The 14,927-nt window shown below is 62.3% G+C and carries 15 protein-coding genes; 4 read left to right on the plus strand and 11 right to left on the minus strand.

Annotated features, from left to right (window positions below):
• Positions 1 to 17: 17 nt before the first annotated feature.
• Both AC1RM7_RS16485 and AC1RM7_RS16490 read left to right on the plus strand, forming a co-directional pair.
• The gene (locus AC1RM7_RS16485) at positions 18 to 1,313 is read left to right on the plus strand and encodes an O-acetylhomoserine aminocarboxypropyltransferase (RefSeq protein ID WP_492839201.1); all 1,296 of its coding nucleotides are present in this window, start codon (positions 18 to 20) and stop codon (positions 1,311 to 1,313) included.
• Positions 1,314 to 1,316: 3 nt separating this feature from the next.
• Positions 1,317 to 2,108 (plus strand): alpha/beta fold hydrolase, encoded by a 792-nt coding sequence (locus AC1RM7_RS16490; protein WP_024920637.1) that lies wholly within the window; start codon positions 1,317 to 1,319, stop codon positions 2,106 to 2,108.
• Here the strand turns inward: AC1RM7_RS16490 and AC1RM7_RS16495 are convergent.
• The 6 genes from AC1RM7_RS16495 to AC1RM7_RS16520 all read right to left on the minus strand — a co-directional run bounded on the left by AC1RM7_RS16495 (position 2,097) and on the right by AC1RM7_RS16520 (position 7,658).
• The gene (locus tag AC1RM7_RS16495; RefSeq protein ID WP_152544163.1) at positions 2,097 to 2,804 is read right to left on the minus strand and encodes an ABC transporter ATP-binding protein; all 708 of its coding nucleotides are present in this window, start codon (positions 2,802 to 2,804) and stop codon (positions 2,097 to 2,099) included. The two genes, AC1RM7_RS16490 and AC1RM7_RS16495, sit on opposite strands and share 12 nt — an antisense overlap.
• Positions 2,794 to 3,528, minus strand: coding sequence for an ABC transporter ATP-binding protein (locus AC1RM7_RS16500; RefSeq protein WP_006019687.1), 735 nt, complete (start codon positions 3,526 to 3,528; stop codon positions 2,794 to 2,796). The genes AC1RM7_RS16495 and AC1RM7_RS16500 overlap by 11 nt, the downstream gene beginning before the upstream one ends.
• The gene (locus tag AC1RM7_RS16505; protein WP_024920639.1) at positions 3,525 to 4,532 is read right to left on the minus strand and encodes a branched-chain amino acid ABC transporter permease; all 1,008 of its coding nucleotides are present in this window, start codon (positions 4,530 to 4,532) and stop codon (positions 3,525 to 3,527) included. Before AC1RM7_RS16505 ends, AC1RM7_RS16500 begins: the two co-directional genes overlap by 4 nt.
• The gene (locus AC1RM7_RS16510; protein ID WP_492839197.1) at positions 4,532 to 5,410 is read right to left on the minus strand and encodes a branched-chain amino acid ABC transporter permease; all 879 of its coding nucleotides are present in this window, start codon (positions 5,408 to 5,410) and stop codon (positions 4,532 to 4,534) included. The genes AC1RM7_RS16505 and AC1RM7_RS16510 overlap by 1 nt, the downstream gene beginning before the upstream one ends.
• Before the next feature lie 108 nt (positions 5,411 to 5,518).
• A complete protein-coding gene (locus AC1RM7_RS16515) occupies positions 5,519 to 6,772 on the minus strand; it encodes an ABC transporter substrate-binding protein (RefSeq protein WP_024920641.1) in 1,254 nt (417 codons plus the stop codon).
• 61 nt (positions 6,773 to 6,833) lie between these two features.
• Positions 6,834 to 7,658 carry a putative hydro-lyase gene (locus tag AC1RM7_RS16520; protein WP_006019683.1) on the minus strand — a complete coding sequence of 275 codons (825 nt, stop codon included), beginning with the start codon at positions 7,656 to 7,658 and terminating at the stop codon, positions 6,834 to 6,836.
• A 114-nt stretch (positions 7,659 to 7,772) separates the two neighbouring features.
• Here AC1RM7_RS16520 and AC1RM7_RS16525 point away from each other — a divergent pair, with 114 nt between their 5' ends.
• Positions 7,773 to 8,729, plus strand: coding sequence for a LysR family transcriptional regulator (locus tag AC1RM7_RS16525; RefSeq protein WP_024920642.1), 957 nt, complete (start codon positions 7,773 to 7,775; stop codon positions 8,727 to 8,729).
• On the opposite strand, the gene AC1RM7_RS16530 is transcribed toward AC1RM7_RS16525, so the two are convergent.
• Positions 8,683 to 8,937: a DUF6894 family protein gene (locus AC1RM7_RS16530; protein WP_024920643.1), complete on the minus strand. Its 255-nt coding sequence runs from the start codon at positions 8,935 to 8,937 to the stop codon at positions 8,683 to 8,685. The genes AC1RM7_RS16525 and AC1RM7_RS16530 overlap by 47 nt on opposite strands.
• 123 nt (positions 8,938 to 9,060) lie before the next feature.
• Here AC1RM7_RS16530 and AC1RM7_RS16535 point away from each other — a divergent pair, with 123 nt between their 5' ends.
• The gene (locus AC1RM7_RS16535; protein ID WP_024920644.1) at positions 9,061 to 9,819 is read left to right on the plus strand and encodes a sulfite exporter TauE/SafE family protein; all 759 of its coding nucleotides are present in this window, start codon (positions 9,061 to 9,063) and stop codon (positions 9,817 to 9,819) included.
• A 4-nt stretch (positions 9,820 to 9,823) separates the two neighbouring features.
• Here AC1RM7_RS16535 and AC1RM7_RS16540 read toward each other — a convergent pair whose 3' ends face one another.
• From AC1RM7_RS16540 to AC1RM7_RS16555, 4 genes are read right to left on the minus strand one after another with little or no spacing between them, the layout of a single operon-like run.
• Entirely contained in the window at positions 9,824 to 10,663 is an 840-nt protein-coding gene (locus AC1RM7_RS16540; protein ID WP_024920645.1) for an aldo/keto reductase, read from the minus strand.
• 13 nt (positions 10,664 to 10,676) lie between these two features.
• The gene (locus AC1RM7_RS16545) at positions 10,677 to 11,765 is read right to left on the minus strand and encodes a lipocalin-like domain-containing protein (RefSeq protein WP_024920646.1); all 1,089 of its coding nucleotides are present in this window, start codon (positions 11,763 to 11,765) and stop codon (positions 10,677 to 10,679) included.
• Positions 11,755 to 14,217 (minus strand): ABC transporter permease, encoded by a 2,463-nt coding sequence (locus tag AC1RM7_RS16550; protein ID WP_024920647.1) that lies wholly within the window; start codon positions 14,215 to 14,217, stop codon positions 11,755 to 11,757. The genes AC1RM7_RS16545 and AC1RM7_RS16550 overlap by 11 nt, the downstream gene beginning before the upstream one ends.
• On the minus strand, positions 14,214 to 14,867 hold the full coding sequence (locus AC1RM7_RS16555; protein WP_024920648.1) for an ABC transporter ATP-binding protein: 654 nt from the start codon (positions 14,865 to 14,867) through the stop codon (positions 14,214 to 14,216). Before AC1RM7_RS16555 ends, AC1RM7_RS16550 begins: the two co-directional genes overlap by 4 nt.
• Positions 14,868 to 14,927 lie beyond the last annotated feature (60 nt).

Consider the following 14,927-nt stretch of genomic DNA (forward strand, 5'->3'; position numbering starts at 1 on the left):
GCAACCAGAGAAGATAAATGGCAGCGCCCAAACCTCCTGCGTTCGACACGCTCAGCCTGCATGCGGGCCAGCATCCCGATCCCGTCACCGGCTCGCGCGCCGTGCCGATCTATCAGACCACATCCTATGTGTTTCAGGACGCCGATCATGCCGCTGCGCTTTTCAATCTGGAGCGCGCGGGCCACATCTATACCCGCATTTCCAACCCCACCATCGCGGTGCTTGAGGAACGGCTCGCGGCGCTGGAAAACGGCGTCGGCGCGGTCTGCACCGCCAGCGGCATGGCGGCGCTGCATCTGGCCATCGCCACGCTTCTCAACGCCGGCGACCACATCGTCGCGTCCGCATCGCTCTATGGCGGAACGATCAACCTGTTGACCCATACGTTGCCGCGCTTCGGCATTACCACGACCTTCGTCAAGCCACGCGACCTCGACGGCATCAAGGCCGCTATCAAGCCGAACACCAAGCTTGTGATCGGCGAGACCATCGGCAATCCCGGCCTCGAAGTGTTGGACATTCCCGCCGTCGCGAAGATCGCGCACGATGCCGGCATTCCGCTGCTGATCGACAATACATTCGCGACGCCTTACCTCTCCCGCCCGATCGAGCTTGGTGCAGACATTGTCATGAACTCGATCACCAAGTGGATCGGTGGTCATGGCATCGCCATCGGGGGCGTGATCGTCGACGGCGGACACTTCGACTGGGAGAAGTCCGGCAAGTTCCCGACCCTGACGACGCCCTATGCCGGCTATCACGGCATTGTCTTCAGCGAGGAATTCGGACCGCAGGCCTTCATCATGCGCGCCCGCGCCGAAGGTTTGCGCGATTTCGGCGCGTGCCTGTCGCCGACCAACGCGTTCCAGATTTTGCAAGGCGTCGAGACCCTTCACGTCCGCATGCAGCGCCATGTGGAGAATGCCGTCGCCGTTCTGGAATTCCTGAAATCGAACAAGGCCGTCGAGTGGGTGCTGCATCCGTCGCTCGACAATCATCCTGATCATGAGCTTGCCAAAAAACTGCTGCCGCGCGGCGCGGGCTCGATCATCACCTTCGGCATCAAGGGCGGGCGCGACGCCGGCCGCAAGTTCATCGAGGCGCTGAAACTCGCCAGCCATCTGGCAAACGTCGGCGACGCCAAGACGCTGGTCATTCATCCCGCCAGCACCACGCATCAGCAGATGAACGCCGAACAGTTGAAAGTCGCGGGCATCGGCGAAGAACTGATCCGCCTGTCCATCGGCATCGAAGCCGCCGAGGACATCATTGGCGATCTCAGCCAGGCGCTTCGCTTTTCGCAGAAAGCTTGAGACATGATTCTGACGGTGGACGGCGCCAAGGTTTTCGCGACAACGGGCGGCAAGCCCTTCAATCCGGAACTGCCGCTGGTGGTTTTCCTGCACGGCGCCGGTTTCGATCATTCGATGTGGGCGCTGTTCAGCCGGTGGTTTTCCCATCACGGTTACAGTGTGCTGGCGCCGGATCTTCCGGGACATGGACGCTCCGAGGGACAACTCATTTCGTCTATCGGCGGAATGGCGGACTGGACAATCAAGCTGATCGAAGCGGCCGGTGGGAAGAAGGCCGGTCTTGTCGGTCATTCGATGGGGTCGCTGATCGCGCTCGATGCCGCGGCGCGCTACCCGGACAAGGTCTCCTCTCTCTCGCTGATCGGAGTCGGCGGCGCGATGCCGGTGTCCCCTGACCTGCTCAACGCGGCGAAGGATAACAACCACGACGCCATCGACATGGTGTCGATCTGGGGTTTTGGTTTCGCCGCGGGCCTCGGCGGCTCGCAGGCTCCGGGCCTGTGGATGCTTGGCGGCGGCATGCGCGTGCTGGAGCGCGATGCGCCCGGCGTGCTTCACAACGATCTTGCGGCCTGCAACGATTACAAGACCGCGATGGAGGCAGCCGCAAAGGTCACCGCCCCCACCACACTCATTCTCGGCGAGCGCGATATGATGACGCCGCTCAAATCGGGCAAGCAACTCGCTGCCGCGATTGCGGGATCGAACCCGGTCGTGCTGCCCCGCGCAGGTCACATGATGACGGCGGAGCGACCTGACGATGTGCTCAAGGCGCTGATCGCGTCACATGCCTAGATAGATGCGCCGCACTTCCGGATTGGACTTGATGTCGGCCGCGGGGCCGCTCATCACCACCTTGCCGGTTTGCAACACATAAGCGCGGTCGGAGATTTCAAGACTCTCCGACAGCCGTTGCTCGACCAGCAGAACGGTGACGCCGTTATTGCGGATCTGCTGCACCGCCTGGAAAATCTCATCGACCAGTTTCGGCATGATGCCCTGCGACGGCTCATCGAGCATCAAGAGTCGCGGCCGCGTCATCAGCGCACGGGCGATCGCCAGCATCTGCTGCTCGCCGCCGGACAGCGTCGCCGCTCGCTGCGACAGCCGCTCTTCGAGACGGGGAAACAGCCTGAACACAAACTCGAGCGGACTGTCGCGATCCGGGCTGCCACGATGCAGATAGCTGCCGAGCCGCAGATTATCGGCGACGCTGAGGCGCGGGAACAGCCGTTTGTTCTCCGGCACGAAGGCCAGCCCCCGCGCGGTGATCAGATGCGCCGGAATGGTATCGATCCGTTCACCGACGAAATTCACCGATCCTGACTTCGGCTTTTCCATCCCGGCGATGGATTTCAGCAAGGTCGATTTACCCGCGCCGTTCGCCCCCGCGACGGTGACAATCTCGCCGGAATCGACATTGATCGAGATGTCGGAGATCGCGATCAGGCCGCGATAAGCCGTGGTGAGGTTCGCGACATCAAGCAACACGGTGACGATCCCCCAGATAGGCCGCGATCACCTTCTCGTCGCGCACGACTTCTTTCGGCAATCCCTCCGCCAGTACCTTGCCGAGATGCAGCACCACGGCGCGGTCCACCAGCGGCATCACAACCTCCATGACGTGCTCGACCATCACGACGGTGACCCCGGTGTCCCTCACCTTGCGGATCAGGTCGACGCCCGCCGCAGCTTCGCTGGGCGTGAGACCGGTCAGCACTTCATCGAGCAGCAACAGCTTTGGTTCGGTCGCCAGCGCACGCGCGACTTCAAGCCGACGCTTCTGCGGCGGGGTCAGGTCTCCTGCGGACGCGTCGGCATGCGCGGCAAGGCCAACGTAATCCAGGACATCGAGCGCCTTGGCGCGGGCCTGCAACACGCCCGGATAGCGCACGAACGCACCGACAGTGACATTCTCGACCACCGACATGGAATCGAACGAGCGCGGCACCTGATAGGTGCGCGCAATGCCGAGATCGCAGCGGTCGGCCGCAGGCAGCGGTGTAATGTCCCGCCCGTCAAATTCGATCACGCCGAAGGACACCGGAAACGCCCCCGCGATCAGGTTGAACAGCGTGGACTTGCCTGCGCCGTTCGGACCGATCAGCCCGAGGATTTCGCCGCGCCTGACATCGAGATCGATGGAATCATTGGCCACCAATCCGTCGAAGCGGCGTGTCACGCTACGGCAAGTGACAAGGGGCTTTTCGGTCATGCTGTCGCCTCGCGCTTTGCAGGCTTGATGATGCTGAGAATGCCCTCGGGCCGCGTAAGCGACACGATCATGACCAGCCCGCCATAGATCACGAGGTCAAGACCGGAGCCCGAACCGCCAAGATAGGAGCGCGTCAGCTCGGCCAGCGGGATCAGGATCAGCGCGCCGATCGCCGGCCCCCACAGCGATCCGACACCGCCGAGCACGGCAGGCAGCGCCATGAGCAGCGAGAAACGGAAATGCATCACGCTGTCTGGATCGATATAGGATACGAACGCGGCATAGAAGCCGCCGCCGACTGCGGTAAAAAATGCCGAGATCGCGGCGGCCGCCATCTTGGAGTGGAAGATCGTAACGCCGAGGCTTTCCGCCGCCTCCGCGTTGTCTTTCACGGCGCGCCACCAGTAACCCCACTTCGACTCGACGATGGCGAATGTCACCAGCCATGTGATCGCGAACAGTGCGAGCGCGAAATAGAAGTAAGGCGCCTTGTCGCGCGCGAACTGCAACGTCCACCATGAGTCTGGAGTGAACGGCCACTGGATGCCGAGCGCGGCGCCGGCATAATCCCAGTTATGAAACAGCAGCAGGCCAATTTCGGCGATGACGATGGTCGCGATCGAGAAATAGTGCCCCTTGAGCCGGAAACACGGATAGCCGAGCGCCAGCGCGATCAGCGCGGCGATGATCCCGCCCGCGAGAAGCCCGCCCCATGGCGTGATGCCGAACTTCACATAGAGGATGCTGGTCGCGTAAGCGCCGATCCCGAAATACAACGCGTGTCCCAGCGACACCTGTCCGCAATAACCACCGAGCAGGTTCCAGCTCTGCGACAGCGCTGCGAACAGGAGCGTCAGGATCAGCACATTCATCATATAAACGTCGGTGACCAGACGCGGCACCAGCGCGATGACCACAAATACGGCGAGCGCTGTCAGAAGCTGCCGCCGCCGGCCCCCGATGAACGAGGACATTGAGGATGTGGTGATGGTGTTCTGGGTCATCACAGCCTCCCGAACAGGCCGCTCGGCCTGACGAACAGGACCAGCAGGTAGAGTGAATAGACGCCGACCGACTTCAGCGATGCCGGCAGGATCAGAGTCGTCAGCGCCTCGACCAGCCCGACGATCACGCCCGCGACCAGCGCGCCGAAGATACTTCCGAAGCCGCCGAGCGCAACGGTGACATAAGCGATCAGCGCAAAGGTGCCGCCGACCTGCGGATGGATGTAATAAAAGATCGCCAGCACCGCGCCCGCAATTCCGACCAGCGCGGCGCCAAGCCCCCAGCCAAGCGCGAACACGCGGTTGCGATCGATGCCGACCAGCGCCACCGCCCCCTGGTCTTCGCGCGTCGCTTCCAGCGCTTTGCCAAAGTCGGTGCGGGTAATCAGCCAGTACAGTCCGGCGAACACTGCCAATGAGACCGCCCCGCCGAAAATCTGCGGCCACGGCAGAAACACTCCGCCCACGTTGAGGGTCTTTCCGCCGAGCCAGGTGTTGGCGATGTTGCGATAGTCCGGCGTGAAGAAATACTGCGCCAGGCCCTGGATCAGCAGCGCGAGACCGAAGGTCGCGAAAATCTGCACCATGCCGGGATTGGCCTTGGCGCGCATCGCATAGCGAATGATGCCGGCATAGACCGACACACCCAGCACGAACATCAGCGCCACCACCAATGGCGCCAGCACGACGGGATCGAGTGCCGTCATGAAAACCAGCCCGAAGGTCGCGTACATCGCGAGCATCAGGAATTCGCCGTGGGCGAAGTTGACCACGTCCATCAGACCGAAGATCAGCCACAGGCCGACCGCAATCAACGCGTAGATCAGCCCCATCAGAAGGCCGCTCGCGATTACCTGAAGAAAGGCCTGTGTTGTCACCGGAAGCAATCCATCACGGGAAAGGTGCAAGGCGGCCTCGCCGCCGGGAACTACGGTCGCAGCATTCATGAAAAAGGCGCCGGCATGAAGCCAGCGCCTTGTCGCACCTTAGCCGTTCATCGGCCATTTCGGCTCGGCGATCGCGGCCTGTCCCGGAAACACGGTGACGAAGTTGCCGCCGAGATATTGCAGCAGTACCGGATCGGCATCGTCGTTCTGGCCTTCGGCGGTGAACTTGATGCGCTTCCACGGCATGATCGTCTTCTCGCCGGGCGTATCGGTGGCCGCCAGCGCCGCGCGGATCTTTTCGCCGTCGGTGGACTTTGCACGATCGATGGCGTCGGCCAGAACGAGAATTGCGGTCAACTGCCGCGAGGTATTGTCGTTGAGATCGCGGTTGGCGCGCGCCTTGAACATGTCGTTGACCTTGCCGACCGACGGGCGCTTGGCCGCGAGGTCCAGCGAGAAGCTGGCGCGCGAGATCATGCCGTTGAGCTTGTCGCCCACCGCGTCGAAGGTCGCCTTGTCCGAGAAGCCCGCCGCCTGCGCGAGAATGTTGTTCGGCTTGTAGCCGAGTTCGTCCATGGTCTTCATCAGGAGGATCGTGTCGGTCGTGTAGCTCGACGGCAGCAGCACATCCGGATTGGCGCTCTTGATCTGTTGCACCTCGGCGGTCAGCGATGGCGAAGAAGCGCGATACTTGATGTCGACGGCGACCTTGTAGCCACGGTCGGCGGCGAGCTTGCGCTGCACGTTCGAGGAGTCGGTTCCGAAGATGGTATCTTCGTAGAACAACCCCACGCTGTCGATCTTCTTGCCCTTCTTCTTCAGCGCATCCATGAACTGGAACATCGCAAGCGAGAACATCTCGTCATGCGCGGCAGCCCGGAAGAAAAACTTGAGGCCGCGGCGATGCAGGCTGGGCGACGACGAGTCGGCCGCTAGATAGGGAATGCCGTAGCGCTCGCAGGATGCGCTGACCGTCGCCGACACCGATGAATGAAAAGCGCCGCAGATGGCAACCACTTTGTCCTGGGTGATCAGGCGCTCGGCCTCGGCGCGGCCCTTCTGCGGATCCCCCTGATGGTCGGCGAAAACAAGCTTGATCTTGGCGTTGCCGAGGCCGGCAAGGCCCGCATTCTTCGCCGTCGGCAGGTCGAGATCGTGCGATCCGTTGACGATGTCCACCGCGGTTTCCAGGGCATGGCGCGCATCGGCGCCGATCTGCGCCGTCGGCCCCGTGAGCGGCCAGATGCAGCCGATCAGGACTTCGCCGCCCTGCGCGAAGGCGCGCGTTCCGACGGTACCGGCCAGAGACAGGGCAACACCGGACAACAATACTTCGCGACGATTCATCGACATTACTCCTGTGTGTGACGATGCCTTATGTCAGGCAAAGACTTTGTGGTTGGTTGGGCAAATTTCACTGAATCGAAAATTCCGAATTGCGGACGTCCGTCACCAGCATATGGCCCGGTGCATGAGTGATCGCGAAGTCAGGCCGCGATTGCAGAATGACCGATTGCGGCGTCACTCCGCACGCCCAAAATACCGGCACCTCGTCGGGCTGAATGCTCACTGCGTCGCCATAGTCAGGCTTGGAAATATCCTTGATGCCGATCATCTCCGGCTTGTCGAAATGCACCGGCGCACCGTGCACAGCCGGAAAACGCGTGGTGATCTGAATCGCGCGGATCGCTTCCGCAGGCTTGAACGGCCGCATCGAGACGACCAGTTGTCCCGCGAACGGACCCGCGGAGGCGCAGGGAACGTTGGTGCGATACATCGGGACGTTCCGCTTCTCCTCGATGTGGCGGATTTTCAGCCCGTCGGCGATCAGCGCTTCCTCGAACGAAAACGAGCAGCCGAGAACGAAGGCGACGAGATCGTCGCGCCAGTGCGCCATGATGTCAGTCGGCTCTTCAACCAGCTTCCCGTCGCGCCAGATCCGGTAACGCGGCAGATCGGTCCGCAGATCAAGGTCGACGCCGAGCGCCGGAATGCGGGGATCGCCGACTTCCGACATACCGATGATCGGGCATGGCTTGGGATTGAGCTGGCAGAACCGGTGGAACGACGAAGCGAGTTTTTCCGGGAGGATGGCGAGATTGCCCTGAACGAAGCCCGGCGCAACGCCGGCCGTCACCCCCACCTTGCCGGACCGATAGGCCAGCCGCGCGTCCCGGCTCGGGAGATCAGCGCCCGAGCGCTGACCGGTTGGAGACATCTGCTGGGCTGCCGAAAGCATAAGACCACTCCATTTATCGCAGAAAAGAGTGGATCATTGCCGTTCGATAAAGTCTAGTCGTGTTTTCTTATAAGAAACGATAAGCTGAACTAATAGGTAGCGAGATAAACGGGCATGATCGATTTCAAGTCAATCGAGACGTTTCTCTGGGTGGTGACGCTTGGAAGCTTCGGCGGCGCAGCGCGAAAGCTCAATACCACCCAGCCCGCAATCTCTCAGCGCATCGCCCAGCTTGAAAGCGAGATTGGCGTGAAGCTTCTGCAACGCGACAGCCGCACCGTGATGCCGACGCCGAGCGGACGGCAGATGATGCAGTATGCCGAGAAGCTCATCGCGCTGCGCTCCGAGATGCTGGCCGCGGTGATGGATCGATCCGCGATGCGCGGCATCCTGCGTCTCGGCGTTTCCGAGACGATCGTTCACACCTGGCTGCCGCAACTGATCGAACGCGTCGCAAGCACACATCCAAATCTATCGCTCGAAGTCGAAGTCGACATCACGCCGAATCTTCGCGCGCGGCTGCTGGCGCAGGAGATCGATCTCGCCTTTTGTCTCGGGCCGTTGTCGTTCTCGAACGTGCGCAACCGCGTGCTGTGCGATTATCCGATTTCGTTTGTCGCCAGCCCCATGCTTGGTCTCGGCGACCGCGTGCTGACGGTGCATGATCTGGCGCGGTTCGCGATCATCACATTCGCACGCAAGACGCAGCCATATGAAATCGTGAGATCCCTGTTCAATCGGCCCGATCTGCCGCACACAAGGCTGCACGCCAGCGCCTCACTGGGAACAGTGATCCGCATGGCGACCGATGGTCTGGGAGTCGCAGTGATCCCGACAGCGATCGTCGAGCGTGAACTGGCGGAAGGCCAGCTTCGTCTCCTGTCCACCGATCTGCATGTGCCGACGCTGACATTCGCGGCAAGCTGGCTGGCATCACCGGACACATTTGCGGCTGAGCTGGTCGCCGATTTTGCCGCCAAGCTGGCGCAGGGCGAAGACGACCCTGCGGCGTCCCAGCGCGGTATCAGTGCCGCGACTTTGGCTCGTCCGGAATCTCAAGCGCTTCGCTGAACGGAAACTCGAGCACGATTTCGCCGGCTTTGTCGGTGACTTCGAGCGACGCCGACAGCAGGCCCGGCTCCTTGCCCTCTTCCTGAAGGATCTGCCGGATGGTCGCACGCGCGACCTCCCAGGCGTGATCCGGGTCGCGCAGTTCCTCGCCCTCGGGGTCCGGAATAAGCGTCTCGCCAATACGGGTGTTGAAGAAATAGCGGGGCATGGCCGAGATGTATTGTCGCCATGGCAAACCCACAAGGGCGTCCTGCATTTCTGCGCGGCGATAGCAGTTGATCTGGACGGGCTTTTTGAGGCCTAAGTGAAAGCTATCTGACGGAATCATGACGTGCATACCATCATCACCGAGCCGTTGTTCTATTTCGTGGCGGTTCCGGCGGTGATCCTGCTGGGGCTGGCCAAAGGCGGTTTCTCGGGGCTTGGCATCGCGTCGACGCCGCTGCTGGCTCTTTATCTTCCGCCGCTGGAAGCCGCTGCGCTGATCCTGCCGATTTTGATCACGCAGGACGTGATCTCGATTTACGTCTACCGGCGCGATTGGGATGGATGGAATCTGAAAGTCATGCTGCCTGGCGCGATCGCCGGCATGGCGCTCGGCTGGTTGCTGGCCTCACATTTGTCCGACGCCCTTGTCCGCATCATCATCGGCCTCATCGGGCTCGCCTTTGTTGCCAACACCTGGCTGCGCCGCGGCCGGATCGAACCGCATCCGGCAACGGCGGCCAGCGGCGTTTTCTGGGGCGGGGTTTCGGGGTTCACCTCATTCATGACGCAGGGCGGCGGCCCTCCGTTTCAGGTGCACGTTCTGCCCCAGCGTCTCCCAAAGTTGACGCTGGTGGGCACGACCACGATCTTTTTCGCGGTCGTCAATGTCCTGAAGATCGGCCCCTATTTCATGCTCGACCAGTTCACCACGAAGAACTTCGCGACGTCGCTGTTGCTGCTGCCGATTGCGGTTCTCGCGAATTTCGCGGGCATCTGGCTGGTCCGCAAGACGCCGACCGGCCTGTTCTACAACATCGCCTATGTGCTGCTGTTCATCATCTCGCTCCTGCTGCTCTGGCAGGGCGTCGCGGCAGTGATCTAGAGCATTAGAGCATCGGCAGGCTGCGCGGTTCACGACCCAGGGGAAACGCCTTGTCGAGCGCCGCGATATCGCTTTCCGTCAAAGTGATGCTCCCCGCGCCGGCATTCTCGGCCGCATGGCTTGACGACGATGCCTTGGGGATCGCGAACATCGACGGCTGCCGCGTCAGGAAACTCAGCGCCACCTGACGCGGCGTTGCATTGTACCTTGCAGCGATCTGTTGCAGGACCTTGCCGCCGGCCGACTGCGGAGCGGGAAAATCATCGTGTCCGAACGGCGAATACGCCACCACGGCCACGCCATGCGCCTCGCACCACGGGATCACCGAATGTTCGATGGCGCGTTCGTTCAGATGATAGAGCACCTGATTGCAGGCGATACGTCCCTCGCCCGCGACATCGGCCAGCTCCGCAAGGTCGCCCGCATCGAAATTGCTGACACCCCATGAGCCGATCTTTCCCGCACTGACCAGTTCTTCGAAGGCAGCGACCGTGTCTTCCAGCGGATACGATCCGCGCCAATGCAGCAGATAGCAATCCAGACGGTCGGTCTTGAGCCGCTTCAGCGAACGGTCGCACGCCTGGATCGTCCCCTTGCGCGAAGCATTGCTGGGCAGCACTTTTGAGACCAGAAACACCTCGTCGCGCCGGCCGTCGATCGCCTCCGCGACCACAAGTTCGGCATCGCCGTACATCTCTGCGGTGTCGATATGGGTCATGCCGAGATCGAGGCCGCAGCGCAGCGCCGTCACCGCCGATTTGCGGTCACCATGATCGATGTACCAGGTGCCCTGCCCGATGACTGAGGTTTGCTGTCCCGTCTGGCCGAATGGCTTCTGCTTCATTCTGTGTTCTTTCTCAGTAACCCGTCATTTCAAGATAGCCGACACCTGCATGGCTGCCTTTGAAATTGATCGGGCCTTCCCAATAGGCGAAGCGCGTTCCCATCCAGCTTTTGGCATTGAGCGGCACGCTCTCGATCTTCAGTCCGCGATCCGCGATCGCAACTGTCCATGACGTCGGCAGCTTGCGGCTCTCGATGGTGGTGAATCCGGCCGGTGTCATGATGATCGAATCCGGCGCCAGCGGCACCGACCGTCCCTCACGTTCAATCCAGTTGCCGGCGAAATAGTTCCGTCCGTCTTTCTGACGCAGACGAAACAGCATGACTTTCTCGCCTGAATTGAGATGCAGCGAGAACCAGTCCCAGCCGGTCTGATCGGACGCCAGCGGCTGACTGCTCCATTCACGGTCCATCCACGCGCCGCCGGTGACGGCGATCTGTTTCCCGCCAAGCGTGATTGCGCCGGATACATTGAAATATGGCTGGCTGAAATAATACGAGGCCTGACCGCGCTCTGATTTCTTGCTGTAGCCGCCCTCGCCTTGCAGCACCAGTGGACGATCCGCCGCCAGATTCAGGGCGTAACTGAAATCCGCACCTGATGCCGAGACCGCGAGCGGCGCAACAGTCCGCGCGTTGAAACCATCTAGCCCGCGCATCTCCCATGAATCGATCCAGGCATGAAACGGCGATGCGTCGGCGCCCGCCTGCCCAACGCCGCCACGCGCGAATTTCTCGGTGTAGCGGTGGACCTCCGCGCTGGTGATCGCCGCGTGCCCCATCCAGATCTGCTGATTGGCCCAGCCATCTCGCTGTGCGCCCGGCGCCGTTGACTGCCGGAACAGTGTCCATTGCGCGCCCCACTGCGCGCCGTTTGTGTCCTTCAGATTCGCCGTAAGATACCACCACTCGATCCGGTAATCCGGATGCGGACCGTGTTCGCGCGGAAACTCCAGCACCTTGCCGGGCACGACGGCTGCAAAGCCTTCGCTCTCACCGCCCAGTCCTGCAAACCCCTGCGCACGCGCGAGCGATCCACCAAGGGTGGCGAACAGGCCGCCGCCGAGGAATGCCCGGCGGCTGGTGCGGAGATCAGCGCTCATTGGCGAATATCTTCGCAAGAGTTGCAGGTTGCAGGCGCATCAGACGCAGGATCGGCAAACACGTCGCAAGCAGTGCGGCCAGCATGGCGATGACAAGCAGTTGCGCCAGTTGCGCCGGGAAGACATGGAACGGCAATCGCCATCCGAACGCCTTGACGTTCACCACCGCCACCAGACACCACGCCACCAGCAAACCGAGCGGCAGCGCCAGCAGCGCCGTGATGAACGCGACCGACATGGTTTTCAAAAGTTCGATCGCTGCGAGCCGCCGCCGCGTCAGCCCGAGCGCCCACAGCGGCGCCAACTGAGGGAGCCGGCTGTTGCTCAGCGTCAGCAGGCTGGTCAGCAGCGCGACGCCGGCAACACCGAGGGTGAATGCGTTCAGCGCGGTCGTGACCGAGAATGTGCGGTTGAAGATGCGCGTCGACTCGGCCTTGAGTGTCGCCTGATCCAGCAGGCGGCTGGTATCGAGACCGAATTTTGCGCGCATCGCCGCGACGAGTTCAGGCACGTTTGCCGGCATCACGCGCAGGCCGAACCGCGTCCGCGCAATGTCCGGCCAGTGCGCGACGAGCGCATCGATGTCGATGCCGATCTGCCCCTTGGGGTTGCCATAGTCGGGATAAATCCCCGCAACCGCGACAGACCATTGTCCTGTCACCGCCGGAAGCACGATGTGATCGCCGAGACCGGCCTTCAGCCGCCGCGCGAGTTGTTCGCTGACCAGCAGGCCCTTGCCTGCCCGCACCTTGTCCCAAACGCCCGGCACGGACTCCAGCAATGGCCAGCGTTCGCGATAGGTCGCATGATCAGCGAAGCCAAGAACCTCGACCGGCAGCGTGTCCAGCGTCACATCGGTACGCCAGGCCGGGAGGATCGCCTCAACCTCGGGCCGCTGCCGCAGCCACGTTACGATCTCTGCAGCCTGCGCGTCATTGTTTGCGTTCAGATAGACCTCCGCCGCAAGCCGGTCATCGAGCCAGGTGGTGAAGGTTCGCGAGAAGCTCTGCACCATGGTGCCGACGCCGACATTCACCGCGAGCGCGAGCAGCAAAGCCATCAGCGCCAGAGACAGTCCGGGCAGTTGCTGCCGGCTGTCTGCCCAGAACCATTTCACGACAGGCTGAACGGTGCCGCGCTGACCGAAACTCAGCACCGCGCCAAGCAACACCGGCAGCACCAGCGCCGCCGAGAGCAGCATCCCCGCAAGCACCAGAAATCCCGACGTGAGCGAGTCACCGAAATAAAGACAGGCTGCAGCGACGAAAGCGACCGCCACGGCCATTGCGCCCTGCCGCATCAGCCATCTCTGCTGCGCCTGTTGCCAAGCATAAGGCTGCGCCGCGGCGAGAACCGGCAGACGATAAACACGATAGAGCCCCGCCGCTGCCGCAAGCAGCGCACCGAGCACGCTCATGCCGAGGCCCGACAGCCACCAGCTTGGCCGCAGCGACAGGTGGCCTGGAATTTGCGCGCCATAAAGTCCGCGCAAACTGACCGCGACATCCGGCAGCAGAAACGCCGCGACGACATACCCGCAGATCAGTCCGATAACGCCGGACAGCAGCGCAAGCGACACCAGTTCGGTGATGAGCACAATGGTCAGCGCCCTCGCCGAGACGCCACAGGCGCGCATCGTGCGCAGCATCGGCAGCCGCTGCTCGAACGCGAGCCCGATCGCGGAATGAACGATGAAGAGACCGACCACGAACGACAGCAAGCCGAACGCCGTCAGATTGAGATGGAAGCTGCTGGTGAGGCGTTCGAGGTCGCTCGGCGCGCCTGCTTCGACCAGCAACAGTTTATTGCCGGTGACCTGCTCAAGCGGGGGACGTTTGCTACTGCGCATGTCGCCGACCAGAAGCCGCGAAATCTGATCCGGCATTTTGAGACTGCGCTGTGCGACACCGATATCGACCACCAGCACACCCGGCGCGAGACTGTCCTGGACTGCAAGTGGCGGCAGCGAGATGCCGCTCATCTGCGGCGATGCGCCCTCGGACAGTTTCAGGTCCGCAAGCGTTTCCGGCGCGACCAGCGTTTGCCCAGGTGGGGCGATAAATTTCTGCAAGTCCGCCTGCCCGAGCTCCGGCGCCGATCCCGCACCCGCGGGCAGCGAGAGAGGCTCGATCCCGAGCAGCCGGAACGAGCGGCCGCCGATAAGAACACGGCCCTCGACGACAGGAGACACCGGCCAGTTGGCACGGCGCAGATCGACAAAGAGCTGTTGCGGGAATACCGGGCTGTCGCGCCCGACCAGCATCGCGGTGTTGCCGCCGCCGAATGTCGCGGCCGCCCGATCGTAGCTGTTGCGCGCCTGCTGATTGAGCGCCTGCACTCCGCTCCACAGCGCCGTGGCGGAGATCAATCCGACTAGCAAGGTCGCAAGCTGCATCCGGTGCCGTTTCCAGTGGCTCAACAGACCCACGAGAATCCAGAACGTACGCGTCATGTGATCCGCCCTGCGCTGAGATGCACCCGCCGGTCGAGCGTCGCGGCAAGCCGCTCGCTGTGCGTCACCATCAGGAAGCCGCAGCCTGTCCGCGCGACCAGATCGCGCGCCAGCGCCAACACATCGTCGGCGGTAGCTTCGTCAAGATTTCCGGTCGGCTCGTCAGCCAGCAGCACAAGCGGCTTGATCGCCAGCGCGCGTCCGATCGCGACACGCTGTTGCTGGCCGCCGGACAATTGCTCGGGATAGCGGTCGAGCAGCGTACGCAGGCCAAGCCGCTTCACAAGTTCGTCCTGCCATGCCGGATCGTGCCGGCCGGCGATCCGCGCCTGAAACGCGAGATTGTCACAGACCTGAAGGCTCGGAATGAGGTTGAACTGCTGGAACACGAGGCCGAGCCGGTCGCGCCGCATGGCCGCGCGGTCGCTATCGGACAAGTCGGACACCAGCGCGCCGTCGAGCCAGACCTCGCCGCTATCCGCCTTATCGAGGCCTGCGATCAGATGAAGAAGGGTGCTCTTGCCGCTGCCGGATTCACCGGTGAGCGCCACGCTCTCGCCTGCGGCCAGCGCAAGATCGACGCCGCGCAAAACCGCAAGCTGCTCTTCCGACGTCCGATAGGATTTGGTGAGATTGCGAACGGTCAACATCATTGTGGCGATCATACACTCCGGCGAACCGGGCGTACAATCGCCACACCAAACCCTATT

The sequence above is a fragment of the Afipia sp. GW822-FHT03D08 genome (assembly GCF_058801645.1).

Excerpts from the sequence above, each read along its gene's own strand:
- AC1RM7_RS16485 (WP_492839201.1), top strand. The coding sequence starts at position 18 with ATGGCAGCGCCCAAACCTCCTGCGTTCGACACGCTCAGCCTGCATGCG.
- AC1RM7_RS16490 (WP_024920637.1), top strand. The coding sequence starts at position 1,317 with ATGATTCTGACGGTGGACGGCGCCAAGGTTTTCGCGACAACGGGCGGC.
- AC1RM7_RS16500 (WP_006019687.1), bottom strand. The coding sequence starts at position 3,528 with ATGACCGAAAAGCCCCTTGTCACTTGCCGTAGCGTGACACGCCGCTTC.
- AC1RM7_RS16505 (WP_024920639.1), bottom strand. The coding sequence starts at position 4,532 with ATGACCCAGAACACCATCACCACATCCTCAATGTCCTCGTTCATCGGG.
- AC1RM7_RS16515 (WP_024920641.1), bottom strand. The coding sequence starts at position 6,772 with ATGTCGATGAATCGTCGCGAAGTATTGTTGTCCGGTGTTGCCCTGTCT.
- AC1RM7_RS16520 (WP_006019683.1), bottom strand. The coding sequence starts at position 7,658 with ATGCTTTCGGCAGCCCAGCAGATGTCTCCAACCGGTCAGCGCTCGGGC.
- AC1RM7_RS16525 (WP_024920642.1), top strand. The coding sequence starts at position 7,773 with ATGATCGATTTCAAGTCAATCGAGACGTTTCTCTGGGTGGTGACGCTT.
- AC1RM7_RS16530 (WP_024920643.1), bottom strand. The coding sequence starts at position 8,937 with ATGCCCCGCTATTTCTTCAACACCCGTATTGGCGAGACGCTTATTCCG.
- AC1RM7_RS16540 (WP_024920645.1), bottom strand. The coding sequence starts at position 10,663 with ATGAAGCAGAAGCCATTCGGCCAGACGGGACAGCAAACCTCAGTCATC.
- AC1RM7_RS16545 (WP_024920646.1), bottom strand. The coding sequence starts at position 11,765 with ATGAGCGCTGATCTCCGCACCAGCCGCCGGGCATTCCTCGGCGGCGGC.
- AC1RM7_RS16550 (WP_024920647.1), bottom strand. The coding sequence starts at position 14,217 with ATGACGCGTACGTTCTGGATTCTCGTGGGTCTGTTGAGCCACTGGAAA.
- AC1RM7_RS16555 (WP_024920648.1), bottom strand. The coding sequence starts at position 14,867 with ATGTTGACCGTTCGCAATCTCACCAAATCCTATCGGACGTCGGAAGAG.